This is a genomic window from Argonema antarcticum A004/B2, from assembly GCF_023333585.1.
GTDB classification, from domain to species: Bacteria; Cyanobacteriota; Cyanobacteriia; order Cyanobacteriales; family Aerosakkonemataceae; genus Argonema; species Argonema antarcticum.
Window position 1 is genome coordinate 104471 of the sequence record NZ_JAIQZN010000009.1, and the last position, 23060, is coordinate 127530.

At 44.4% G+C, this 23060-nt stretch carries 17 protein-coding genes; 7 read left to right on the top strand and 10 right to left on the bottom strand.

What is annotated here, in order from left to right:
• The first annotated feature begins 267 nt into the window (after positions 1-267).
• Positions 268-489 carry a hypothetical protein gene (locus LAY57_RS06330; RefSeq protein WP_249065481.1) on the top strand — a complete coding sequence of 74 codons (222 nt, stop codon included), beginning with the start codon at positions 268-270 and terminating at the stop codon, positions 487-489.
• 81 nt (positions 490-570) lie between these two features.
• Here the strand turns inward: LAY57_RS06330 and LAY57_RS06335 are convergent, their stop codons facing one another.
• Both LAY57_RS06335 and LAY57_RS06340 read right to left on the bottom strand, forming a co-directional pair.
• Positions 571-1008: a DUF4112 domain-containing protein gene (locus LAY57_RS06335; protein WP_249065482.1), complete on the bottom strand. Its 438-nt coding sequence runs from the start codon at positions 1006-1008 to the stop codon at positions 571-573.
• Between the two features lie 170 nt (positions 1009-1178).
• Positions 1179-1628, bottom strand: coding sequence for an acyl-CoA thioesterase (locus tag LAY57_RS06340; protein ID WP_249065483.1), 450 nt, complete (start codon positions 1626-1628; stop codon positions 1179-1181).
• 316 nt (positions 1629-1944) lie between these two features.
• Between LAY57_RS06340 and LAY57_RS06345 the strand changes: the two genes are divergently transcribed.
• Positions 1945-2529 (top strand): hypothetical protein, encoded by a 585-nt coding sequence (locus tag LAY57_RS06345; protein WP_249065484.1) that lies wholly within the window; start codon positions 1945-1947, stop codon positions 2527-2529.
• 396 nt (positions 2530-2925) lie between these two features.
• Here LAY57_RS06345 and LAY57_RS06350 read toward each other — a convergent pair whose 3' ends face one another.
• Complete coding sequence (locus tag LAY57_RS06350) at positions 2926-5766, bottom strand: two-partner secretion domain-containing protein (protein WP_249065485.1); 2841 nt, start codon at positions 5764-5766, stop codon at positions 2926-2928.
• On the opposite strand from LAY57_RS06350, the gene LAY57_RS06355 reads away from it, so the two are divergent.
• On the top strand, positions 5753-5980 hold the full coding sequence (locus LAY57_RS06355) for a hypothetical protein (RefSeq protein ID WP_249065486.1): 228 nt from the start codon (positions 5753-5755) through the stop codon (positions 5978-5980). The genes LAY57_RS06350 and LAY57_RS06355 overlap by 14 nt on opposite strands.
• A gap of 197 nt (positions 5981-6177) precedes the next feature.
• Here the strand turns inward: LAY57_RS06355 and LAY57_RS06360 are convergent, their stop codons facing one another.
• From LAY57_RS06360 to LAY57_RS06375, 4 genes are all read right to left on the bottom strand, one after another.
• The gene (locus LAY57_RS06360) at positions 6178-9162 is read right to left on the bottom strand and encodes a two-partner secretion domain-containing protein (protein WP_249065487.1); all 2985 of its coding nucleotides are present in this window, start codon (positions 9160-9162) and stop codon (positions 6178-6180) included.
• Positions 9122-11923, bottom strand: coding sequence for a two-partner secretion domain-containing protein (locus tag LAY57_RS06365; RefSeq protein ID WP_249065488.1), 2802 nt, complete (start codon positions 11921-11923; stop codon positions 9122-9124). The genes LAY57_RS06360 and LAY57_RS06365 overlap by 41 nt, the downstream gene beginning before the upstream one ends.
• A 208-nt stretch (positions 11924-12131) precedes the next feature.
• On the bottom strand, positions 12132-12737 hold the full coding sequence (locus LAY57_RS06370) for a Uma2 family endonuclease (RefSeq protein WP_249065489.1): 606 nt from the start codon (positions 12735-12737) through the stop codon (positions 12132-12134).
• Between the two features lie 145 nt (positions 12738-12882).
• Entirely contained in the window at positions 12883-15069 is a 2187-nt protein-coding gene (locus LAY57_RS06375; RefSeq protein ID WP_249065490.1) for a DNA phosphorothioation-associated putative methyltransferase, read from the bottom strand.
• 177 nt (positions 15070-15246) lie between these two features.
• On the opposite strand from LAY57_RS06375, the gene LAY57_RS06380 reads away from it, so the two are divergent.
• Positions 15247-15819, top strand: coding sequence for a Uma2 family endonuclease (locus tag LAY57_RS06380; RefSeq protein WP_249065491.1), 573 nt, complete (start codon positions 15247-15249; stop codon positions 15817-15819).
• Between the two features lie 55 nt (positions 15820-15874).
• Here the strand turns inward: LAY57_RS06380 and LAY57_RS06385 are convergent, their stop codons facing one another.
• On the bottom strand, positions 15875-16354 hold the full coding sequence (locus LAY57_RS06385; protein ID WP_249065492.1) for a KGK domain-containing protein: 480 nt from the start codon (positions 16352-16354) through the stop codon (positions 15875-15877).
• A 38-nt stretch (positions 16355-16392) separates the two neighbouring features.
• Between LAY57_RS06385 and LAY57_RS06390 the strand changes: the two genes are divergently transcribed.
• A complete protein-coding gene (locus LAY57_RS06390) occupies positions 16393-18555 on the top strand; it encodes a Tex family protein (RefSeq protein WP_249065493.1) in 2163 nt (720 codons plus the stop codon).
• A 39-nt stretch (positions 18556-18594) separates the two neighbouring features.
• Positions 18595-18813, top strand: coding sequence for a hypothetical protein (locus LAY57_RS06395; protein ID WP_249065494.1), 219 nt, complete (start codon positions 18595-18597; stop codon positions 18811-18813).
• 522 nt (positions 18814-19335) lie between these two features.
• Here LAY57_RS06395 and LAY57_RS06405 read toward each other — a convergent pair.
• A complete protein-coding gene (locus tag LAY57_RS06405) occupies positions 19336-20622 on the bottom strand; it encodes a Glu/Leu/Phe/Val family dehydrogenase (protein ID WP_275993673.1) in 1287 nt (428 codons plus the stop codon).
• Positions 20623-21082: 460 nt separating this feature from the next.
• Between LAY57_RS06405 and LAY57_RS06410 the strand changes: the two genes are divergently transcribed.
• Positions 21083-21880, top strand: coding sequence for a fumarylacetoacetate hydrolase family protein (locus LAY57_RS06410; RefSeq protein WP_249065495.1), 798 nt, complete (start codon positions 21083-21085; stop codon positions 21878-21880).
• A 317-nt stretch (positions 21881-22197) separates the two neighbouring features.
• Here LAY57_RS06410 and LAY57_RS06415 read toward each other — a convergent pair whose 3' ends face one another.
• Positions 22198-22734 carry a Tic20 family protein gene (locus LAY57_RS06415; protein WP_249065496.1) on the bottom strand — a complete coding sequence of 179 codons (537 nt, stop codon included), beginning with the start codon at positions 22732-22734 and terminating at the stop codon, positions 22198-22200.
• Between the last annotated feature and the right edge of the window lie 326 nt (positions 22735-23060).

Below are 23060 nucleotides of genomic sequence, written 5' to 3' on the forward strand. Positions count from 1 at the left end.
ATTATAATTTAGGAATTTTGCTTTCTATGGGCAAAGTTGTGGGTTTGCTGGCGTTTGGGATTGCTTGTACTCCAGATTTAGACTAAAATTTCATCCAGTTGGATGAACCAAGAGAAGGAAGTGGGAAGCTTCTAAGACTATCCAATATAGGAGCGTGCGTAAATCACACATTAATGGCGATCGCAAAAAACTAGGCTATAAGCGATAATATACCTACCACTAACGGCGCTAACGCCTATTATTCCCTCGTTGATAGTGAAAAAAACGATGATTACTATGACTCTGACTCACCTATTTATTCCCCCGTTGCTGGCTATAACGACTTTCTGGACTTATATGCACACAAACGTAGAGCGACCGACAGGAGAAATTCTGGGTGCATTCACCGTTACGATCGTTGCCATTAGTATCGTTTGGTTTTTCGCCTCCGCTCCTTGGTTTTTAAATCTGGGTATTGCGATCGTACTTATGCTCAATAATAGGTATTAGCTGTTATTTCTGCCAATACCTATTACCTACATTTATTTAAAATAATTAACCAGACTTGATATCCAAAGGCAATAATTCCAGCTACGAACTAACTTTTTGATAGGTTTTCGTAGTCGGAACTGGCGAAACTAGATCCGGCGTTTCCAAATAGCTTTGCTGGATAACTTCTGGCTCAACTACCATGAGATGTCGCTCTAAAAGCTCCAAGTTACGGATATTGGACTTGTAATAGGCATCGAACAAGTCACCTACCAGAGGTACTGCACCTACTACAGCTTCTAGACCGATATTTAAGATCATTTTGTACATGACTTGCGGCGGCAAGCCGAAACGAGCAGCCAAAAAGATAATGTAAGCGGAAAAGGCTGTACTTACAAGATCTCCGGCACCTGGAATTAAACCGATAATGGGGTCTAATCCAAAGCGAAAGCCTATCACTGGGATGCGGAAAGCGCTATCCATCAGGCGGCTGAATTTACGGATGCGATCGAGAGTAGCAAGGCGTTCAGTGGTGTTCATGTATTACATAATGGCACAATAAGCCACTGTTAGTATTGTACCGAAAGAAAGATTTAATTCAGTATTCACAACTTCCTACGTGATAGAAAGAATGCAATTCCTAGAATAATGGGAATTAATTATAATAAACTACACAGAAAGCCAACAATAACCAATTAGCAGATGATTTATTAGCTAATATCTGTTGCTGTTAGCGGTTCGCCGACAGAAGATGACTTAGTGCCTTGGAAGGCTTCTAACATAATTGGAGGAATAGCTTTTGGGCGCATTGTTGCCAAGTTCACCCACACCCACAAAACTTCTGCTTTCACCACTAACTCTTCTTTTCCTAAAATACGAAGTTCGTAACGACGGATCGCACGGGAACCGCGAAGTTCTTGTAACCAAGTAGTAATTTCTATAATATCGCCTGCCACTGCTGGACGCAGATAATCTATTTCCAAACGGCGCATTACGAACACTCCGCCTAATTCATGGTAGCGTTCCACCGTAAAACCTATGTGTTCGGAATGTTCGATTCCCGCCTGTTCTAAATAATGCTGATAAACGGCGTTGTTAACGTGACCGAGGGCGTCCATTTCGTAATGCCGTACTTTTAATTGTGTGATGAATTTTTCCATGATTTTCCTTTAATGCTCTCTGATGTTGGGTTTCGCTGTCCCACGGGCAAAATCTATAATCTTCGCTACCCAGAAACCCGCTTTATTGAAGAAACCGGGTTTCTGGGGTGTACTTCATGCAACTGAAAACCGCTGTAGTCTAGATTGATTTTTAAATTATTATCCCACGTATCCCAATATTGACATAATCAATTATTATTGATTGTATAGCAACCGCCAAGGCGGTTACGACGTTCTTAATTTCTGAAGCGCTTGATTCTAGACCCTTCTGACCCTAGCCCCTAGTCCCTAGCTATAGTGTTGCAGTCAATCAATAATGAAAGAATTACTACTGGGAAAATACTTGACTTTTGAGGACTTTTGTACTTGTACCAATACTTATCAGAAGTACGCCGAACAAATCAATCCCTTTCCCGAAAACTTAGAAGAAACATTGCCTGCACTCCAAGATTTATACCGATTTATTTTAGAGCCGATCATTGAATTTTTTGGTCGCGATAAGTTTCGTCTTACTTATGGGTTTTGCTCGAAAGATTTGAAAAGATATCTGGAAAAGAAAGATCCGGTGACGGGACAAAAAAATGGTCGAGTTGCTCCCAATATCGATCAGCATATAGCGCATGAGGTGAATAAAAACGGTAAGTATTATTGCCAAAGATTAGGAGCGTCTTGCGATTTTTCGATCGAGGGGGAGATGAGCGATCGCATTGTCGATTGGATTTTATCACAAAAGCTACCTTTCGATTCTCTATATTATTACGGTGCGGATAGACCAATTCACATCAGTTATGGCCCACAACACAAAAGAGAGATTTGGACGTTCAATTCATCGGGACAACCGACGCGAAAAGGGATTGCACATTGGGTGGAATTAGCCAACCAGTTAAAAATTAAAAAGTAAAATAGAAGTAACCTTTCAGGAGTTGAGAATGTCCTAACCGACTCATCGGTTGCTATAACTTAAGAAGGGGCGAGCGTTGAGGGAAGAGTAAGAATTGCTTTGTTGGGTTTCGTTGCTACAAAGAGATTAGCTGAAATTATATCATGTTTGTTTTGTCGATCGTGCAATATGGGGAAGTTTGGAAGAGATCGATCGCATCCCCACTCAAGTCCGCCAGCCCGCCTGCGATTCAAATCGCAGGCTAATAGCTAAAGTCCACTCAAGTGGACTGAATACTGAATATTAATCTGACAGTCCATTAAAATGGACTTGGGCTATTAGCCTGGGATTTGAATCGCAGGCGGGTGAGTACGTAGTGCAAGATCTGAGTTGAGCGCAAATTTAGAAAAGATCGCACTATTGCACACCACAACCGGGCATACTATTCCCAGAACTACTAACTGTTCCCCGATCGTTCGCCACCAGTTCCACTTCACCATTAGCATTCTTCTGCCATCCCGTCGCCTCGATAATAGGGGAATGGGGAATGGCGATCGCAAAGATCGAAATTCCTCCACTCCCCCCCTCTCCCACTCCCCCCCTCTCCCACTCTCCCACTCTCCCCCTCTCCCGCTCCCCGTTAAGAGTTCCTGTGTTATACCAACCGTTGAGAGCTTCGTAAGGGGTGACGGGTAAACCGCCGCGTCCGACGACGGCAAAGCGATTTCCCCCTGAAGCTGGACAACCTTGGGCAATGCTTCCGCTCAGTTCCTCGAAATTTGCCGACAATTCCACTAAACCAGAACTGGGGTCAACATCCGGTGTGTTGATTTCTACAGTCCCATTGAACTGAGGGCCAAGTTCAGAAGTAGCGGTGATATCGCTAGAAGGAGTCAGTTCATCCCGGAACTGAGTGCCAAAAATACCTTGTGCAGTGATACTCACCCTACCGCCAGAACCTTGTTGTGCGTTGGCAGTAATGTCGCTATTTTCCAGAGCTACTAAGGTATTGGTATTAATATTGATGTTACCGCCAGTAGTATTACCCGCATCTGTTGCGATGCGACTATTGCGGCGCAATTGGAGATCCCGTGCTTGGAGGTTAATATTTGCTCCTGTACCGGATGCAGTTCTGCCATCAATGCTACCTTGGTTATCGAGAACTAGAGCATCACCTACAACATTAATATTACCAGCCCGCCCCGTTCCCAACGCCTGGACATTGACCGTCGCTCCATCCCGGACAATTAATCGATTTGCATTCAGATTCACCGAACCCGCATTCGCCGTAGCGCTGGGATTGGAAAAGGTCAACACGCTGCCAACGGAAGCCTCAATTTTACTAATAAATCGACCGTTATTCCCACTGCCAATGACTTCTACACGACCCGCATCAATCGTGACGTTTCCGGCATCTCCCGCACCTAAAGATGCCGCAGTAATTATGCCTCCATCCCGCAGGATCAGCACGGGGGTGTAAATTTGGATATCGCCTGCTCGATTCGAGGTAGTGGTTTGAGTGGCGAGAAAACTAGGAATCTGACCCATATTCGCCAAAACCCCAGAGATACCAACCACTTCTATCGACTCAGCGGCCCTAATTGTTAAATTCCCCCCAGATCCCCCAGTCGTAGCAAATAAGCTTTCTCCTATAATGGCACCACTTGATAAAGTAATCCCGGCTCCCTCTGAGGCAATCAACCGCTTCGTGTCGATGGTGACATCTCCCGCCCTGCCATTCAAACCGATCGCGTTCGTACCGATAAAGGTTTGCACCGCAGTTCCAGTAGGACTGCGTAACACTTCTACTGATTCAGACGCTGTAATATTGATATTCCCCGCTGCTGCATTAGTGCGGGTAATGCTGGCGATTACACCACCATCCCGCACTATCAACCGTTCTCCCTCAAAGGTAATGTTTCCTCCTGTACCTGTACTCCCCTGCAATGTGCCGTTGTTGATACCAGAACCAGCCAGATCGAAAACTCTGGCACGGATGGTCAGATTTCCCCCATTGCCGGAACTTAACGTGGCGCTACCTACTCCCACCCCATTTTCTATCAGCACTCTAGGGGCATCAATCGTAATATTTCCGGCGTTTCCAGAACCAGCAGTGCTACTAACGAGAACAATTTGCGGGTCAAAAGGGTCGATAGTTCCCGATACCAGCAACTTAGCGAGAAACTGTTGATAACTCTCAAATCCAATCCCACTGAGTTCAACTGAGTCAGTAGCGCGGATATTCACAGCACCCCCCGTACCATTTCCCACTGTCAGGGTGGATATTAGCGCTCCACCCTCTGCCCGCAACTTTTGGGCATTAATGTCAATATCTCTACCATCAATATTTCCCAGGGTCAGTCCATAAATTCCTGAACTGCTGATGGTGACATTTCCACCCCTGATGTCAATTTTTCCACCTCCTAATCCGCTGGTATTTATAAATGCACCATTCATTTCAATATTGCCAAAAGTCGGAATATTGCTGTAGTTTAAATTCACACCAAAAGCCGTTGGTTCAAATTGCACTAAACCTGGACTTTTGACGCTACCCAGTAATATTTGTCCGGTATAAGCTGTGAGATTTCCTCCTAGCAGTTGGATATCACCACCAATTAAGGCTAAAGTTTGACCGGGAGCTACTGCTAAACCAAGTTTGTTAGAAACAGGAATTTCTATGGGTAAGGGTGGCAAGGTTGGTGTGGGGCCGATCGCTTGGGAAGTGTTGACAATTGCACCGGGATTCGCTCCAAATTGTAAACCTATGGGTACATTTATTGTTAGCAAAGATGGTGCTGTTGGATTTGTGGTACTGAATTCGCTGCCATCTATAAATCTAATACTATTAGCTGTTGAACCTATAAACGAACCGCCGATATTTAATTGGGCATTCTGGCCAAATATAATGCCGTTGGGATTAATTAAAAATAAGTTGGCTGTGCCGTTGGCTCTAATCAATCCATCTATATTTGAGATATTCTTACCAGTGACGCGACTGAAAATATTTTGAATATCTAATCCGTTATTGAAAAATGCTTCTGTACCTGTGGGAACGGAAAATTCTTGAAAACTGTGAAATAAATTGCTACCATTAGTTGTACCGCCTTCGATGCTGATACTATTGCCATTTGGAATCGCTACACTATTGCTCGGTAGTGTGGCATCTGGGATGATTTGTGCAATGGTGGGGTGATTGGTAGTTAGGCACAAAAAGGAAAGTGTGCTGGCAAAACAGAGGGAATAATTGAGTTGCTTCATTATGTTTGAAAGGGCGATCGCACCTAGCTTGAGTCTAAATTCTCGTTTTCTGGCATCTGCACCAATGGCTGATTATATCCTGTTTTGCCTTGTCAATCATCCAATCGGAGGAAATTTGGGTGCGATCGCATCCCCACTCAAGTCCGCCAGCCCGCCTGCGATTCAAATCGCTTTTCTGATAGCTAAAGTCCACAAAGCGTGGACTGAATACTGAATACTAATCTGACAGTCCATTTTAATGGACTTGGGCTATTAGCCTGGGATTTGAATCCCAGGCGGGTGAATACGTAGTGCAAGATCTGAGTTGAGCGCTCGCTTCTCGAAGAGCGAATCAGCACCAATGGCTGATTATATCCTGTTTTGCTTTGTCAATCATCCAATAGGAGGAAATTTGGGTGCGATCGCGATCGCTCAAACACCACAACTAGGATTAATATACCAAGGACTACCATCGGCTCCCTTCTCATTCGCCACCAATTCTACCTGCCCATTTTGATTAATCTTCCATCCCGTCGCTTCGATCGTTGGCGATCGCTGATTCGGAAAAGGGAAATTCTCTGCTTGTATGCCTTGTAACCCTGAGTCCCTCTGCTGTCCAACACTTCGCAAATCCACCCAAACAGCGCTGCCTGTAAGGGGTTGACTGGGGGGTGTCGGTAAGCCACCCCGTCCGGTAACTCTCAAACTATTTCCTTTAGCAGCAGCACAACTTCGGGCAACTAGATTGCTGAAATCGGTGAAATTGACTGACAATTCCACTAAGCCAGAAGCAGGATCGACATTGGGGGTGTTGATTTGGACAGTCCCGCTAAACTGCGGGCCAAGGTCAGAAGTAGCAGTGATATCACTCTGTGGAGTCAGACTTTCTCGGAATTGAGTGCCAAAAATACCTTGTGCGGTGATACTTACCCTGCCTCCACTACCTTGTATTGCATTAGCAGTAATATCGCTATTTTCCAGAGCTACTAAGGTATTGGTGTTGATATCAATGTTACCGCTAGTAGCATTACCCGCATTAGTCGAGATTCGACTATTGCCGCGCAATTGGATGTTTTGCGCCTGGAGGTTAATATTTCCCCCGCCGCCGATGTCAGTTGTGCCATTAATGCTGCCTTTGTTATCAAGGGCAATTGAATCAGCTACAACCGTGAGAGTACCAGCATTTGGCGTACCCTGGGCCCGGACGTTGATCGCTGCCCCATCTCGAACAATCAATCGACCTACATTTAGATTAATTGAACCCGCATTTCCCGTAGCATTGGGAATAGGAGTACCGAGGAAATTGCCAGCCGAAACGTCAATTTGACTAATCAATTGACCGTCAAGAGCAGTGCCACTCACTTCTACGCTAGAGGCATCAATCGTGAGATTGCCTGCATTTCCTGTACCAAAAGCAGACATGAAAATTATTCCCCCATCCCGCACTCTCAGCACGGGCGTGGCAATGTAAATATTGCCTCCCCCATTAGAGCTACTGGTTTCACTGGCGAGGAAACTAAAACTGTATCCTCCATTTGCCAAAAGTCCAGAGATACCTGCTAACTCTACCGACTCAGAAGCCCTAATTGTCAAATTGCCTCCGGGGCCCCCATTAGAAAAGCTACTGTTGCCAAGAGTCCCACCGCTCGATACAGCAATTCCGGCTCCTTGGGCAACAATTAACTGCTTGGTGTCGAGAGTGATATCCCCGGCTCTACCTTTCCCATTGGGATCTATAGATATGGCGCTGATCAAAGTTTGGATCGAACTTCCAGGGAGAGTCCTTAACACTTCTACTGATTCAGCCGCTGTAATGTCGATATTCCCCGCTGCTCCCTCACCGCTGGTGATACTGGTGAGAAGACCACCATCGCGCATGGTTAATTTCTGGACAGCAACGGTAATGTTTCCCGCTGTGCCACTACTGCCCAGTAATGAGCCACTGCTGAGCGTAGAACCAGCCTGATCGAAAACGTTGGCACGGATGTTGATATTTCCCCCATTTCCCGCACCAGAAGTGGGCGTACCTCCTACTACTCCATCGCGCATCAGCAAGCGTCCAGTATCGATCGCAATGTCTCCAGCAGTTCCAGTGCCAACAGTGCCAGTGAGCAGAACAAGTTGCGGATCAAAAGGGTCGATTGTTCCCGATCTCCGAAAATTAACTAATAATTTTTGATAACTGTCAAATCCAATCCCGCTTATTTCTACTGAGTCAGTACCACGGATGTTGATATCGCTTCCATTTCCATCTCCCAGTGTAGGGGTGGAAATTTGCGACCCTTTATCTACTCGCAAGTTTTGGGCATTGATGTCAATCCCTCTACCATCAATATTTCCCAGTGTCAGTCCCAAAATTCCTGAACTGCTAAGAATAACATTCCCACCTCTGACATCAATTTTTCCACCTCCTAATCCGCTGGTATTTATCAACGAACTGTTGATTTCAATATTGCCGAAGTTCTGAATATTGCCATAGTTTAAATTCAACCCCAGTGGCGTTGGTACGAAACTCACCAAACCGGGACTTGCGACACTACCTAAAAGAATTTGTCCGGTACTGGCGGTTAAATTGCCAGCATCAAGTTGGATGTCGCCACCGACTAAGGCTAAAGTTTGACCTGGTTGTACTGCTAATCCAACGTTATTGGCGTTGGGTATTGGTAGGGGAATTGTGGGGATGTTTGCTGGGAAAGTTGCGATCGATCTATTAATGATACTCCCTGGATTCGCTCCAAATTGTAAACCTATGGGTACATTTATTGTTAGCAAAGATGGCGCTGTTGGATTTGTGGTACTGAATTCGCTGCCATCTATAAATCTAATGCTATTAGCTGTTGAACCGATAAACGAACCGCCGATATTTAATTGCGCGTTCTGTCCGAATATAATGCCGTTGGGATTAATTAAAAATAAGTTAGCTGTGCCGTTTGCTCTAATCAATCCATCTATATTTGAGATATTTTTACCAGTGACGCGACTGAAAATATTTTGAATATCTAATCCGTTATTGAAAAATGCTTCTGTACCTGTGGGGACGGAAAATTCTTGAAAACTGTGAAATAAATTGCTACCATTATTTGTACCGCCTTCGATGCTGATACTATTGCCATTTGGAATCGCTACACTATTGCTCGGTAGTGTGGCATCTGGGACTATTTGTGCAATGGTGGGGTGATTGGTAGTTAGGCACAAAAAGGAAAGTGTGCTGGCAAGACAGAGGGAGTAATTTAGTTGTTTCATGTGTTGGGGGGTGCGATCGCACCTAGCTTGAACGCAAATTCTTGTTTTCTGGCATCTGCACCAATGGCTGATTATACCCTGTTTTGTTTGTAAATCATCCAAATGGAGGAAATTTGGGTGCGATCGCGATCGCTCAAACACCACAATTAGGTGTACTATACCAAGGACTACCATCGGCTCCCTTCTCATTCGCCACCAATTCTACCTGCCCATTTTGATTAATCTTCCATCCCGTCGCTTCGATCGTTGGCGATCGCTGATTCGGAAAAGGGAAATTCTCTGCTTGTATGCCTTGTAACCCTGAGTCCCTCTGCTGTCCAACACTTCGCAAATCCACCCAAACAGCGCTGCCTGTAAGGGGTTGACTGGGGGGTGTCGGTAAGCCACCCCGTCCGGTAACTCTCAAACTATTTCCTTTAGCAGCAGCACAACTTCGGGCAACTAGATTGCTGAAATCGGTGAAATTGACTGACAATTCCACTAAGCCAGAAGCAGGATCGACATTGGGGGTGTTGATTTGGACAGTCCCGCTAAACTGCGGGCCAAGGTCAGAAGTAGCAGTGATATCACTCTGTGGAGTCAGACTTTCTCGGAATTGAGTGCCAAAAATACCTTGTGCGGTGATACTTACCCTGCCGCCAGAACCTTTGACGGCATTAGCAGTAATATCGCTATTTTCTAGAGCCGCTAAAGTATCGGTATTGATATTAATATTACCGCCTGTAGAACTACCCGCATCTGTTCCAATCCGGCTGTTGTGGCGCAACTGGATCGAACGCGCTTGCAAGTCAATATTTGCGCCTGTACCGGATGCCGTTGTGCCATCAATACTGCTTTTGTTATCAAGGGCGATCGAGTCTGCGATCGCATTAATATTACCAGCACGTCCCGTACCCAATGCTTGCAGATTGACTGTTCCCCCATTCCGAAGAATCAATCTAGAGACATTCAAATTCAACGAACCTGCATTCGCCGTAGCGTTTGGATTGATTACGCGAGACGAAATACCGACGGAAACTTGTATTTGACTGTTAAACGCATCTCGACCCTCATTACCGATCACCTCTAAAAAATCCCCATCGATCGTAATGTTTCCCGCATCTCCTGCACCTAAAGATGCCGTAGAAATAATTCCGCCATTTCGTAGAGTCAGTACTGGTGTAAAAATCTGCATACTGCCTCCCCGACTGGGAGTGTTAGCATCGGCGGAAATAAAACTGGGATTCCGACTTCCATTCGCCAACACTTCAGAAATACCTTCTACTTCTACCGACTCAGTAGCCCTAATTGTTAAATTGCCTCCCGGTCCCCCAGTTGTATTCAACCGTTGGTCGCCAACAACCGATCCGCTAGATAAACTAATTCCAGCTCCTTCAGAGATAATCAACCGCTTTGTATCGATATTAATGTCCCCGGCTTTCCCATTTTGACCGACTGCGGTTGTGCCGATTAAGGTAGCCACAGGATTTCGAGAGGGGGTACGCAAGATTTCTACTGATTCAGAAGCTTTAATGTTGATATTCCCTGATGGTGCCTCACTGCGAGTGGAGCTAATCAGACCCGCTCCATCGCGTACTATTAACTGTTCTCCCTCAAAGGTGAAGCTTCCTCCTGTACCTTTACTCCCCGCAAGTGTGCCGGTGTTGAGTCCCGAACCGGCAAGATCTAAAACCCTGGCATGAATTCTAATATTTCCTGCATTTCCAATACCTAATGTAGCGCTACCCATAAGGGTTCCATTGTCGATCAGCAGGCGTCCGGTCTCGATCGTGATGTCTCCTGCCGAGCTACTGCCAGCAGTGCTGCTGATCAGAAGAATTTGCGGGCTAAAAGGGTTTATCGTCCCAGATACAGTATAGTTACTGACAAACTGTTGATACGTCTCAAATCCTATCCCGCTTAGTTCTACTGAGTCAGTAGCACGGATGTTGATATCACCTCCTACACCATTTCCTAATGCCAAGGTAGAAATTTGCGCTCCTGCTTCAGCCCTAAATTGTTGGGCACCGATATCAATGCCTCTGCCATCAATATTTCCCAAATTTAGTGCATAAATCTGCGAACCGCTGAGGGTGACATTTCCACCTCTTATATCTACTTTACCACCACCTAATCCGCTGGTGTTGATCGTCGCTCCATTGAATATTTTTATATTTCCAAACTTGGAAATATTATCATAGTTTAAATTCATCCCAAATGAGTTAGGCGCGAAACTCACTAAACTTGGACTGGCGACACTAACCAGAATAATTTGTCCGTTACTGGCTGTCAAATTGCCACCATTGAGTTGAATGTTGCCGCCAACTAAGGCTAAAGTTTGACCCGATCCTACAGCTAAACCAACATGGTTGGATATGGGAATTGATGCAGGGGTATTTACTTGTCCTGTAACTGTGGATAGATTGACGATACTCCCTGGATTCGACCCAAACTGCAATCCAATTGGTACGTTAATTGTCAACAATGATGGTGCAGTTGGATTGGTGGCGCTAAACTCGCTGCCATCTCCAAATCTAATGCTATTTGCAGTTGAACCTATAAACGAACCACCGATATTTAATTGAGCGTTCTGTCCAAAGATAATGCCGTTTGGATTAATTAAAAATAAGTTAGCTGTACCGTTGGCTCTAATTAATCCATCTATATTAGAGAGATTTTTCCCAGTAATGCGACTGAAGATATTTTGAATATCTAATGTGTTATTGAAAAATGCTTCTGTACCTGTGGGGACGGAAAATTCTTGAAAACTGTGAAATAAATTGCTACCAGATGTTGTGCCACCTTCAATATGGATGCTGTTGCCATTAGGGATAGCGATACTATTATTCGGTAGAGTGGCATCTGGAACTATCTGTGCAGTGGTGGTGTTGGGGTAAAAAAGCCACAAACACCAGAGGGTAGTTGCTAAATAGAGCTTGAGATTCAACTGGTTCATCTTTTTTGAAGTTTAACCTCACCAAAAGCACTGAAATTGAGCGCTAATGCGGTTTCCCGCATTAGCATCCTCAGCATCTATTGTACTCTTTTTGGTTTGTCAATCACCCAAAGGGGAATTTTGGACTCTAGGCCAATCTGTATAAGAGCCCTAAAGCGCAACAACATACCTAGAATGCAAGTAACTAGCAACTTGAGATACTAGAGTTTCAGGACGGCATAATGTCGTCGAGTCTCAGTTGTAAATTGGGAAACAGGTAAGAAGAGATAGGATCTCCCAAGCGATATTGTTGTTGCTGGTACGCACCATTCACTAACTGATAGATTGTGAAAGTAGGTTGCTTTGGATTGCCGATAAATTGCATACCACCCAAGCCACGAAAGTCCACAATCCAATATTCTAGGATATTCAAATAAGCGTATTCTTCCACTTTTCTTGCATAATCATCTTGCCAATTGTTGCTGACTACTTCAGCAACAAGCTTAATGGTACTACCGTTACAAATAACTGGTTCTTTTTGCCAAAGTGGTTCTTGATTAAGTTCTGCTTTATCTAAAACAATTACGTCAGGACGCAGCGCTGTGGCTTGAGCGGATAGTGGTTTTATCAAACAAGTTTTTGGCACCAACCAGTTGAAATTAGCACGAAAAATTTCGACATAGATTCTACCCGCAATACTCCCAGCAACAGCTTCGTGAGGGCCAGTAGGTTCCATGTCTCTGAGTTCTCCGTCAATTAGTTCATAGCGTGTATTATCCCCATATTGGGCGATAAACTCCTCAAAGTTAAGTAGTTTGGGTGGGGTGTAGGTCATATTTAAATAACGGGAAGTAGCTTACTCCAGAGCATCGGCAAATCCCCAAGTTTTCTGTCTTGACATATTTTATTGGGATCTTTTCTGATTAGATTATATATCATTAAATTAAAATTAGCAAATTTAAATTTGCGATCGCCATTCATTATTTCTTTTTCCTTGCTCTGATTGCCGATCGCACTAACTTTACCCGATAGGGATCGGCATCTTTTCGCCAGTATAAATGATCATTGCGGATTTCTGCACAATGTTCTTCTAAACAGCGTTGCCAACCTTTGAGAGTTTTGATGGCATTCCAATCGTCAAACAGTCCCCTGTTTTCTTCTTGTTGGCTGAGTTTTGCAAACTTATGATAACCTGGATAGTCAGGAGTAATAACCGTTTCTTTGCGATGCCAAACTGGGGGATCTTCAAAATCTTCATAATCCCGATAAGTAACGTGCAAATCTCTGAGATCGATGTGCATACTTGTATATAATACAGGATGAGGCTCCGTATCAAAATATGGATAAAATAAATAAGATATTTTTGGTTTGTTGGTGTGGAATTTGATTAAAGTTGCGCCATCCATACGACCGATCGTTCTGCTGGCGCAACCTTCATAAATTCTCAATCGGTAATCCAGTTGGGATAAAGCAGAAACGTGGATATATAAAGAGTTTGCTCGTTTGTGACCGATCGCACTTTCTTCGCAGCATTTGGCAATTATACTCAAGTCGCCTAAGCTAAATAAGATGAGATCGCTAATTTGGCAAGCTAAGTTATAATTACCAAAAAATGCTTTAATATCATGTTTAACCGCAGGTGCTAGGTCGCGGAACTTGGGCCGATCGCTAATTTTACCCAAAGCTAAGTAAAGCAGTAAATCGGAACGGCGTTTTTCCGTTATTTCATCCCATTCTTCTCGATCGGTAGCTTGTAAAATAACCTCAAAAGCGCGACTAATTTTGCCAAATTCAAATTTTATTTCCGCCTCCGATGCTAACTCTCCTGATACCGGAAGACGACCCCGTTCGGTGAAGAAAGCCATCAAAGGTGCTAGCAAATCTTTATAATCTTCAAAATGCTTGACTTCGGTGCAGACTCTAGGAGTAGAAAGACGCGATCGACAGCGAGAAGCACGGAAGTTTTGAGCTTGGTTTTCATCCCGAAAAACAAAGTAAATTCCCAAAGCGATCGGAATAGAATCAACACCAATAGTTTGGTCAATATAAATTTTCAGTTCTTCTTGTTCGTAATATTTTTGGAAAGTATTGTGACGAGTGATAACGCCATCACCATAAGCGATTTGACCTTGCTTTTCATCATCGATTAAAACTTGTGCGGAAACCAGTAAAACTTGACTGGTAAGTTCCCAAGCTGTTTGTAAAGCTTCTCTCCGTTCATCGATAAATTCAATCACATTAATTACATAGCCGATATTGACAATATCAGCTATATTGTGAGAATTATTTGGGAAGTAATAAGGGTCCCATCCACTGCTGGTGTAACCGCGTTCGGTAAGGCGAGTAACATCACCACCGTGACCGCAACCATAATCAAAAAAAGTTGTGTTATCATTGAATAAGTTTGCTTCCAAAGCGAGACGCACCGGACGCGAAAAATCGCTACGAACAATTGCGGCTCTGTGGCGTTCTATTTTAGGAATTGGTAATTGGGAATTAGGGTTACTTTCCTGTTCTTGCACTCCTTTGTTCATGTATCGAACGACACGATGACCTTGGATTTCAACACCTTCATTTTCTAAACATTGCAACCAACCTTTACGAGTTCCAATTACACTGGTGCGATCGAGAAGACCTAATTTTTCTTCTTGGCGGGTGAGTTGCTCAAATTCTACGTATTGGGGATAGTCGGGAGTGACAAAAGTTTCTTTGCGGTGGAGAATGGGAGGATTTTCAGCATTAGAATAATCCCGGTAGCTGATGACAGGCGAGACGCCTGTCCCACAAGAGTTTTGCAGGTCAATTTGAACGCTGGCGCGTAAGGTGGGATGGGGATTTGTGTCGAAATCGGGATAGAAAAGATAGGATATTTTTGGCTCAGTTGTGTGGAATTTGATTATATTTGCGCCATCCATTCCGGTGGCGATAATCTGGGAAAATCTCTCGTAGTGGAGGCGCAGGATGGGGTCGAGTTTTGCGATCGCCCAAATGTGTACGTAGAGAGCATTGGGTAATTTTTTACCTATTAAACTCTGTTGGCAGATGTTTTCTATAAATCCAGGTTCGTCTATGGGGGATATTTGCTGAGGATTGTTGTCACATTCAGCACTCAATACTTCTAATTCAGCTTTCGGTAAATCTGGGTTTGGATAACTGCAACTATTCATAGCCTCATCCCAAACTGAATCGCCACTCTTAGTTAATTAGATTAACTCTGAGTTAGTTAATTTGGCAAATATGTTAAAAAATGTGAATGGGTGCAGAAACCGGGTTTCTGGGAGGGAGTGCGATCGCCTTGGCAACGATGTAAAATATAAGCAGGCAAATTACGCAAAGTAACTATTATGACTATTTTGACTCCCAAATGCTTTACCATTGAGGAATATCACCGTTTGGCAAAACTCGGATTCCTCACGGAAGATGACCGGGTGGAATTAATTCGCGGAGAAATTATTCAAATGGCAGCTAAAGGCACAGCACATATAAACTGTTGCAGAAATTTACTCAAGCAACTACCAATACTGTTAGTAGGTATAGCCGAATTACAATGCCAAGACCCAATTGTGCTACCATCAAATAGCGAACCAGAACCAGACTTTGCTATTTTGCGAATCCGACATGATAATTATAGAGATGCTTTGCCTAATTCATCAGATGTACTATTTGTAATTGAGATTGCAGACTCTACCCTAAAAAAAGACAAAGAAGTTAAAACATCACTTTATGCTGAAGCGGGTATATCAGATTATTGGATATTCAATTTAGTTGATAATCATTTAGAAGCTTACAGCGAACCTTATCAAAATTTGCTAGGTAGATTTGGATACGCTTTGAAACGAATTATATTGCCGAATCAAACAGTTGCATTACCTGGGTTTCCCGATTTGTTACTTGATTTATCTAAGGTTTTTCTGTAAATTGGGGGTTAAAGAAGGGGTGCGATCGCTCCTGGCAATTATGCTAAAATGACTATTAATCATTTTGGATCAACTTGCGAAGATCGTCTAGAGGTGATTCTGGTTCAAAAGGTTCATCAGGACAAAACTCTACAACAAACTCAATTTTAATTCCTGCCTTATTGTCAAAACCTATATCAGCCTGAATTCTCAGTTTTCCTTCTTGCCAACTTTTAGCACCCATTCTTAGGATTTTACAATTTATTCCTTCACGGTCAGAGATCCAATTAATATTGCCAAATTTAATAAATAGATTGCTGTTTGGGTTATTTGTCGGAATCCTTAAGCAATATAAAATATCAATAACTCTGGTGCTTGATTGTTGGTTCATTCGATTGCCAAAGTTATCTCTAATATTCTGTTCCACCAACTCCCTAAATCTAGCCACCGTGTACGCATCTTGATTAAATAACAAAACATCCTCATCGCAGTCCAACGGTTTGAAGTTATCATTCATAATGTAAAGAGTAATATAAGTATAGTGGGCATTGTCCATCTTACCAATATACTAGCGATCGCTAACATCCAGAACAAATGCTCAATATCCCTCAACTCCTCGCACAAGAACTTTCCGTCAATACCACGCAAGTCAACAACGCACTCGAACTTTTCGCTGAGGGTGCTACCATTCCCTTTATCGCACGCTACCGCAAAGAGCGTACCGGCGGACTTGACGAAATCCAACTTCGGAACATTTCTGATAAATATACCTATCTGACCGAACTGGAAGAACGGAAGAAGACGATTTTGGATGCAATATCGTCCCAAGGCAAACTCACCGACGAACTCAAAGCCAAAATAGAATACTGCTTACAGAAAAATGAAATTGAAGATTTATATCTTCCCTACAGACCGAAACGGCGCACACGCGCAACCATTGCTAGAGAAAAAGGTTTAGAACCGCTGGCACAATTCATCAAATCCTTGAACGCTCGCAATGGGAAACCTGTATCTTTGGAAGAAGAAGCAGCAAAATATATCTCCGAAGAAAAAGCTGTCAAAACTGCCGAAGAGGCTCTCAAAGGTGCTGCCGATATTTTAGCAGAAGAAGTATCAGAAAAAGCAGAATTGCGTATTTATCTGCGCGAATATTTGATGGATGAAGGCGAATTCATCTCGCGGATTAAAGATGAGCATCCCGAAGGAAGCACCAAGTTTGAGATGTATCGGAATTACCAGATTCGGGTCAAAAATATTGCGCCGCATAATTTGCTCGCATTACTCCGAGGTGAAAATGAAGGAATACTGAATTTGGATGTCTGTTTCGATGAATCATTTGTGTTGTCTTATCTGGAGTCGCAGGAAATTAAGACGAAGGTGCCAGCAGTGCGACAGTTCTACCAAGAAATGCTCAAAGATGGGTTTAACCGTCTGATCAAAACTTCTCTAATTACAGAAGTGCGTACTGATAGAAACACTTACGCTGATATGGAATCAATCAAGACGTTTGAAACCAATCTGCGCGAGTTGTTACTGTCTTCTCCTGCGGGGATGAAGCCGACATTGGCGATCGATCCAGGATTTCGCAGTGGTTGCAAAGTTTCTGTGCTTTCCGAAACCGGGAAATTTTTGGAATACCACGCTATTTTCCCACATCAAGCCGCCGCACAGCGCACTCAGGCTGCTAACACGGTCAAAAAGCTGATTGAAAAGTACAATATCCAGCTGATCGCCATTGGGAACGGTACAGCTTCCCGCGAGACAGATGAGTTTGTCTCGGAAGTTTTGACGACGATCGATCGCCAACCGATTAAAGTGATGGTGAACGAGTCTGGTGCATCGATTTATTCGGCTTCTGATGTTGCGATCGCAGAATTTCCCGATCTCGATATTACCGTGCGCGGCGCTATCAGCATCGGTCGCCGTTTGCAAGATCCCTTAGCCGAACTGGTGAAGATAGATCCAAAGTCGATCGGCGTCGGACAATATCAGCACGATGTCGATCAAAAGTTGCTCAAGAAAAAGTTGGATGAAACAGTTGAAAGCTGCGTCAACTATGTCGGCGTGGACTTAAATATGGCATCCAAAGAACTGCTGACTTTCGTTTCTGGGATGACGCCAAGCGTTGCCAAAAATATCGTTACCTATCGCAACGAAAATGGCGCGTTCAAAAATCGTCGCGAACTGATGAAAGTGCCAAAATTAGGGCCAAAAGCATTTGAACAAGCTGCTGGTTTTTTGCGGATTCGCGGAGGCGATAACCCCTTGGATAACACCGCCGTCCATCCTGAAAGTTATGGGGTAGTAGAGGCGATCGCATCAGATCTCAATATACCCTTGACTCAAATAACACAAATTCCCGAAAAAATCAAGGCAATTGACCTAAAGAAATATGTCACAGATACCGTTGGTATACCAACACTCCGCGATATCATCTCAGAACTAGAAAAACCGGGAAGAGATCCGCGTGCTGAATTCAAATATGCTACCTTCAAAGAAGGAATCAAGGAAATAACAGACCTTAAAATTGGCATAGAGTTAGAAGGTATTGTCACCAATGTCGCTAACTTTGGTGCGTTTGTCGATATCGGCGTGCATCAAGATGGTTTGGTACATATTTCCCAATTAGCCGATCGATTCATTCAAGATCCAAAAGATATTGTCAAAGTGGGACAAGTTGTGAAAGTGCAGGTGCTAGAAATCAATGAAAAATTGAAACGAATCAGCTTATCGATGAAAGCAGTTAAACAAGGCTAATTTCGCAAATCAGTCGTAATTTTAATACGGGTGTTAACGATGAGAGAAGGGAGTCCGATTAATTTTTCAACCTACACAAACATAGTTGTGCTAACTGGGGCTGGAATTTCCGTAGCATCAGGACTCCCTACCTATCGTGGATCTGGCAGTCTGGAGGAAGATACTGGTGTGAAAAAATACACCTCCATCAAGGCACTTACAGAAGATCCAGCTCCCACAAGAAGTTCAGAAAAACTGACGGTCATTTTAGATGCGTAGCAGCGTACCTCTTAACAGCGGTTCCCGCTGTTAAGAGGTACGTTGTTGCGCTTTAGCGCTCTTTTAGCGCTAAAGCGCGAATGCAAGTAATATCATGTCCGATAACATCGTTTGCCTAAAAAATTCGCGTTCTCATATCTGCGTTCATCCTTCTTTATCTGCGGTTAAAAATTAACCTACGATGAAAACAGACAATTGGACGAGATCGCTCTTACACTTAAAGATGCAACCGGACATGATATATAGCAACCGCCAAGGCGGTTAGGACATTCTCAATTCCCGAAACCCTTGATTCTAAACACTTCTTCCCCTAGTCCCTAGCCCCTAGCCCCTAGTCCCTAGCTATAACTAGCAACTTGAGTTTTTAACTTTTCCGCCGTAGCTAAAGGCGGATGGTTCAGCCGTCTCTGCTGTAGGAGGGGAAGTAAGACCAAAGCTTGGGCGAAAGTCTAAACTGAGGCATTTCCCTATGATTACAGAAGCTCCCGCTATAATCGGTACTCCGATTTAGCGGTGGGTAGTTCACGGATACAAACCCCGATCGCTCAGCGCCTGTGCAACCCGACCCACACCCAAAGTATAAGCCGCTACTCGCAGAGGCACCTGCCGCATCTTCGACTGTTTGATCACCTCGTGGTAGGCGTGTACCATCAAGCCTTCCATTTCACGGTTAACCCGTTCTTCATCCCAAAATACGTAGGAAAGACCCTGCACCCACTCCAGATAGCTCACCACCACACCGCCAGCATTGGCTAAAATATCTGGCAGCACAGTCACACCTCGCGCCTCCAACGCCAAGTCAGCCGCCAGAGTTACCGGGCCATTAGCCGCCTCTGCGACAAACTTGGCTTGCACTTCATGCACGTTGTCTTCAGTTATCTGGTTTTCCAAAGCCGCCGGAATTAAGACATCGCACGGTAGCGCCAATAATTCCGCATTACTAACAGGTACGCTTCCCGGAAAACCGGCAATTCTTCTGTTATTTTCGGCAGCATAAACTTTCAAAGCCTGGATATCCAGACCTTCGGGATTAAATATCCCGCCTGACACATCCGAAACAGCCATAACCTTGGCCCCGGCTTCATCCAGCAATACAGCCGCTGCGCCTCCCACATTTCCAAACCCTTGGATTACGATCTTTGCACCCGCCAGGGTTTCACCCCGTTCGGCTAAAGCTTCCCGCACTATAATCATCACGCCGCGTCCGGTTGCCATTTCCCGTCCCCTGGAACCACCGATCGAAATTGGCTTACCAGTCACCACCCCCGGCACGGCGTGACCGACATTCATCGAATAGGTGTCCATCATCCAAGCCATTTCGCGAGCGGAAGTGCCTACGTCTGGCGCTGGAATGTCAACTGAAGGGCCGATATCTTTAATTAATTCGCTGGTGTAGCGGCGGGTAATTCGCTCTAATTCGCCGACGCTGTAACGTGCGGGATCGATCGCAATTCCACCCTTAGCACCGCCGTAGGGAATCCCTACCAAGGCGCATTTCCAGGTCATCAGCATTGCCAGCGCCGATATTTCTCGCAGCGTGACAGCCGGATGGTAACGGGTTCCACCTTTGTATGGCCCAAGAACGTCACAGTGCTGCACCCGATGTCCCGCCAGAACCTGCACTTGCCCGTTATCCAGTTTTACGGGAATCGAAACGGTCACAACTTTGCGCGGGTGGCTCATAACCTCCAGCAAACCTTGATCCATTCGTAACTCTTTCGCTGCTTGTTCTAGGTAACTACAAGCTTGATCGAATGGGCAGATGTGCCCAGGGGAAGCAGTTTCAAGCGACAGCAGTGCTTGGTTCATATACTTTTCTCTCGATCGCAGTATCTATGTAAACTAACTATCTATCCGTAGCCTAACCTTGGATTCTTGAAAAAATAGCAATTTTGTCAAATTCGTTACATTTTTATATTTAAATAAATGCTACAGAAACTAGGGACTAGGGACTAGGGACTAGGGACTAGGGACTAGGGGCTAGGGGCTAGGGAAGAGGGAAGAGGGAAGAGGGAAGAGGGAAGAGGGAAGAGGGAAGAGGGAAGAATCGTTCTTTTGACTTTTGACTTTTGACTTTTGACTTTTGACTTTTGACTTTTGACTTTTGACTTTTGACTTTTGACTTCCCCTAAACCCTTCTAAATGTCAAAATCTTACTACCAGCTTGCAACCGCGCCACCAACTCATTTGACAAAAATGATAAATTGTGGTAATGGGGTGCCTACCAAGACCTTTTCACTGGCTTTCCCAGAGGACATCTGTCATAGTTATGGCAAAACGCTACGTCCGAGTTCAAACTGCAAAGGGACAGATTTACTACGGTTTATTAGAATTAAACCGCAGCGTTACCCTGCTTGATGCGCCACCCTGGTTGCAAGGACAACCTACTGACTCAGAGTTAAAACCAGATACTTATCAAATTTTGGCTCCTTGCGCTCCCTCTAAAGTGGTGGCTGTGGGGAAGAATTATGCAGACCACGCAAATGAAATGGGAACAGATGTCCCCACAGAACCGCTGTTATTTCTCAAGCCATCTACGGCGGTAATCCCGATCGATGGTCCGATCTGGTATCCCGCTGAGTCGCAGCGGGTAGATTATGAAGGTGAGTTGGCTTTGGTGATTGGAGAGCGTTGCATTGATTGTACGCCGCAGCAAGCTCAAACAAAAATTTGGGGTTACACGATCGCTAATGATGTTACGGCACGAGATTTACAAAAGCGAGACAGTCAATGGACAAGGGCCAAGGGTTTCGATACGTTCTGTCCTCTGGGGCCGTGGATTGTCCGCGAATTGAGTCCGGGTGCTAGGTTGCAGACCTTTTTAAATGATGATCGAGAGCCAGTGCAATCTGCCCAGATCGATGAGATGGTGTTTGGGCCCGATCGCTTGGTGTCTTATATCAGTCAGGTGATGACGCTGCTACCTGGAGATGTTGTGTTGACTGGCACCCCATCTGGGGTTGGGCCAATACAGGTAGGCGATCGCATCCGCATTGAAATTGAGGGCATCGGTTATCTCGAAAATACCGTAGTAGCACGGCCCTTACCTGAAGTGTCTCACCCTTAAACGGCTTTCAGAAACCCAGTTTCTGCTGACAAGTTGCCGGTGGGATGAGAAACCGGGTTTCTGAAAGCCTCTGGCTCTTTCGGAGTTGTGATGCTTTTGTTCAAAAAAATAACATTTTTATTCCTCTGCTCCTCTGCACAAGCGCTCAAATAGCATAGTATAGCTAGGGACTAGGGGCTAGGGGCTAGGGGCTAGGGAAGAGGGAAGAGGTTACTCCGTAAGGGATTATGGACTTCATGTAACAGTTGGAGTTGGCTTAATCGCCCTGGCGGTTGCTATAAATACCGAAGAGCCGGTTTTTCACCACAAGTACGGGATTACCTTGTCTGTGCATAAGCAGCTTCGGAGATCGCAGGTATTTCTGCATAAACTCCCCTCAAAGCTTGAACTATAGAATATAAACAAGCTCCCACAACTCCTAGAAAGATAGTATCTATAATTATCTCTAAGACAATTGGCGCATCAATTTGAGGAATTACAGGCGATACTACCATAGAATACAAATTCGGTAGTCGCAAGAGTCCCAGGAGTTCCAGAATTGCCGAGCATAACGATGCGAAAATACTCAGCATGAGAGCTTGCATTGTATTGAAACGAAGAAAGTGTACAAGTTTTTCGTTTCTTACCACCAGAAGGTACAAAGCAAAAAATAATATGAAACCAAAATACGGTATAAAGCTAGCTAAATAGGCATAGATAGCCATAACGGGGTAAAGAGGAACATAAAGCATTGCTATGACAGGAAACTGAGCAAACAAGAAAATACCAAATACATACACCTCAATTAAGGGTAGAAGATAAGGCAGGCAAGATAAAAAACGGTCTAAAATTGAAGTACTGCCGCGCCAAGTCATAGATTCTTCTCCCGATCGGTAGTTAATGGTTATTTTTGGCTTCAGAGCGAAGAAAAGCAATTAATCATCTCAGATATTCAATACCTTCACAATTTCTTTGTAGGTTGGGTTGAGGTACGAAACCCAACCTACTCTCGCGAGTCCATTTTTGGGCTTGGCAAAGATATTGATATTGAAACCATATTAATTCTACAAGCCTTAGCCAGTTCTGGGATGGGATTCCAAGGAGGGACAAGGGAAGGGGGACTGTTTCTGCCAACCAACTACATAAGCTGCTACGCATTTAATTTGTATGTTTAGCGGGAGTGGGAGAGTGGGGGAGTGGG

Coding starts and splice junctions, on each gene's coding strand:
- LAY57_RS06330 (WP_249065481.1), top strand. CDS start 268: ATGATTACTATGACTCTGACTCACCTATTTATTCCCCCGTTGCTGGCT.
- LAY57_RS06335 (WP_249065482.1), bottom strand. CDS start 1,008: ATGAACACCACTGAACGCCTTGCTACTCTCGATCGCATCCGTAAATTC.
- LAY57_RS06340 (WP_249065483.1), bottom strand. CDS start 1,628: ATGGAAAAATTCATCACACAATTAAAAGTACGGCATTACGAAATGGAC.
- LAY57_RS06345 (WP_249065484.1), top strand. CDS start 1,945: ATGAAAGAATTACTACTGGGAAAATACTTGACTTTTGAGGACTTTTGT.
- LAY57_RS06350 (WP_249065485.1), bottom strand. CDS start 5,766: ATGAAGCAACTCAATTATTCCCTCTGTTTTGCCAGCACACTTTCCTTT.
- LAY57_RS06360 (WP_249065487.1), bottom strand. CDS start 9,162: ATGGTAGTCCTTGGTATAGTACACCTAATTGTGGTGTTTGAGCGATCG.
- LAY57_RS06365 (WP_249065488.1), bottom strand. CDS start 11,923: ATGAACCAGTTGAATCTCAAGCTCTATTTAGCAACTACCCTCTGGTGT.
- LAY57_RS06370 (WP_249065489.1), bottom strand. CDS start 12,737: ATGACCTACACCCCACCCAAACTACTTAACTTTGAGGAGTTTATCGCC.
- LAY57_RS06375 (WP_249065490.1), bottom strand. CDS start 15,069: ATGAATAGTTGCAGTTATCCAAACCCAGATTTACCGAAAGCTGAATTA.
- LAY57_RS06380 (WP_249065491.1), top strand. CDS start 15,247: ATGACTATTTTGACTCCCAAATGCTTTACCATTGAGGAATATCACCGT.
- LAY57_RS06385 (WP_249065492.1), bottom strand. CDS start 16,354: ATGGACAATGCCCACTATACTTATATTACTCTTTACATTATGAATGAT.
- LAY57_RS06390 (WP_249065493.1), top strand. CDS start 16,393: ATGCTCAATATCCCTCAACTCCTCGCACAAGAACTTTCCGTCAATACC.
- LAY57_RS06395 (WP_249065494.1), top strand. CDS start 18,595: ATGAGAGAAGGGAGTCCGATTAATTTTTCAACCTACACAAACATAGTT.
- LAY57_RS06405 (WP_275993673.1), bottom strand. CDS start 20,622: ATGAACCAAGCACTGCTGTCGCTTGAAACTGCTTCCCCTGGGCACATC.
- LAY57_RS06410 (WP_249065495.1), top strand. CDS start 21,083: ATGGCAAAACGCTACGTCCGAGTTCAAACTGCAAAGGGACAGATTTAC.
- LAY57_RS06415 (WP_249065496.1), bottom strand. CDS start 22,734: ATGACTTGGCGCGGCAGTACTTCAATTTTAGACCGTTTTTTATCTTGC.